The organism is Streptomyces sp. 8K308, assembly GCF_004348315.1.
Taxonomy (GTDB): Bacteria; Actinomycetota; Actinomycetes; order Streptomycetales; family Streptomycetaceae; genus Streptomyces.
Window position 1 is genome coordinate 1 of record NZ_SMKC01000641.1, and the last position, 1,172, is coordinate 1,172.

1 protein-coding gene is annotated in these 1,172 nt (G+C 75.9%); it reads right to left on the bottom strand.

Going from position 1 to position 1,172, the window contains the following annotated elements; all coding sequences use genetic code 11:
• Window positions 1–30 precede the first annotated feature (30 nt).
• The coding region (locus tag E1265_RS36370; RefSeq protein ID WP_132935198.1) for a PQQ-binding-like beta-propeller repeat protein at window positions 31–1,172 on the bottom strand (1,142 nt) is incomplete at its 5' end.

A 1,172-nucleotide genomic window follows, 5' to 3' on the forward strand; every position in this document is an offset into this window, starting at 1 on the left:
CTGGAAGGCTGAGCCCTCCCGCCCCGGCCCTCAGCCGAGGTCCTCGACGCGGGCCGCGTAGAGCGTGTTGCCGAGCGTCACCACGTAGGCCACACCCTCGTCCGTGATCACCGGCGGCGGCGCCCAGGCGTCGCTGCCGGCGCCCGGGGTGCCGGGGTGCGGCTCGCCCACCGCCAGCGGAGCGCCGTCCGCGAGCGCCACCTGGTGCAGCCGGCCCTCGCCGTCCGAGAAGTACAGCGCGTCGCCGGCGACGGCCGGGGCCGAAGTGTTCTCCGCGTCCAGGTCGACCGACCACCGGGTCTCACCCGACGCCAGGTCGACGGCCGTGACGCTGCCGGCCGTGTTCGTGGCGTAGGCGACGCCGTCGGCCACCACCGTGCGCGGCTCGGCGGCCGCGTCGAGCACGGTGCGGGTCCAGGTGCCGTCCGCCAGGTCGAGCCTGAGCAGCGCCGCGACCACCGGCACCTCGGGGTCCCACTCCTCGAAGTAGGCCGCCTCCGAGTCGATCCCGACCGGTTCGAGCAGGCCGGCCGTCTCCGCCGGCTGTCCCACCGGCGTCGGCCACTGCTCGCGGCCCCTTCTGTCAAGCAGCGTCACCTGGGGGTCGGAGCCGTCGGGCTCGGTCCTGCTGAGCGCCAGCACGTGCTCCCCCGAGGTCAGCACACTGGTGAGGTAGCGTCCCGGTGCCTCCCAGGAACCCACCGGGTCCGGGGAGTTGAGGGCGTAGAAGCGCAGCGTGCTGTCGCCGTTCTGCACCACCAGGGTGTCGTCGGTGGTGCCGAGCGCGCCGGTCAGCTCGGGGGCGTCGATCTCCCACAGCGTCTCGCCGGCCCGGTCGAGCGCGACCACGCCGTTGTCGGACTGGGTGTAGACGACGCCGCCGGCCGTGACGGCGCGCGGCGCGACGGCCGAGTCGCGCGGCGGGCGGTGGGTCCAGAGCTCGGTGCCGTCCGGCGCCAAGAGCACCGATACCTCGGAGCCGGCGGAGCAGAGCAGGTCGGCGCCGACCGGGGCGCACGCCACCCCGCTCATCGCCGCGTCCCGCACGCCGAAGTCCTGCCAGTCGAGCTCCCAGGGCGCGAACGGCTCGGCCGTCGGCGCCGCCGAATCCGCCGCGTTCCCGTCGTCCCCGTCCCGCTCCCGCCCGGCCCCCGCGTCGCCGGGGGTGGCCG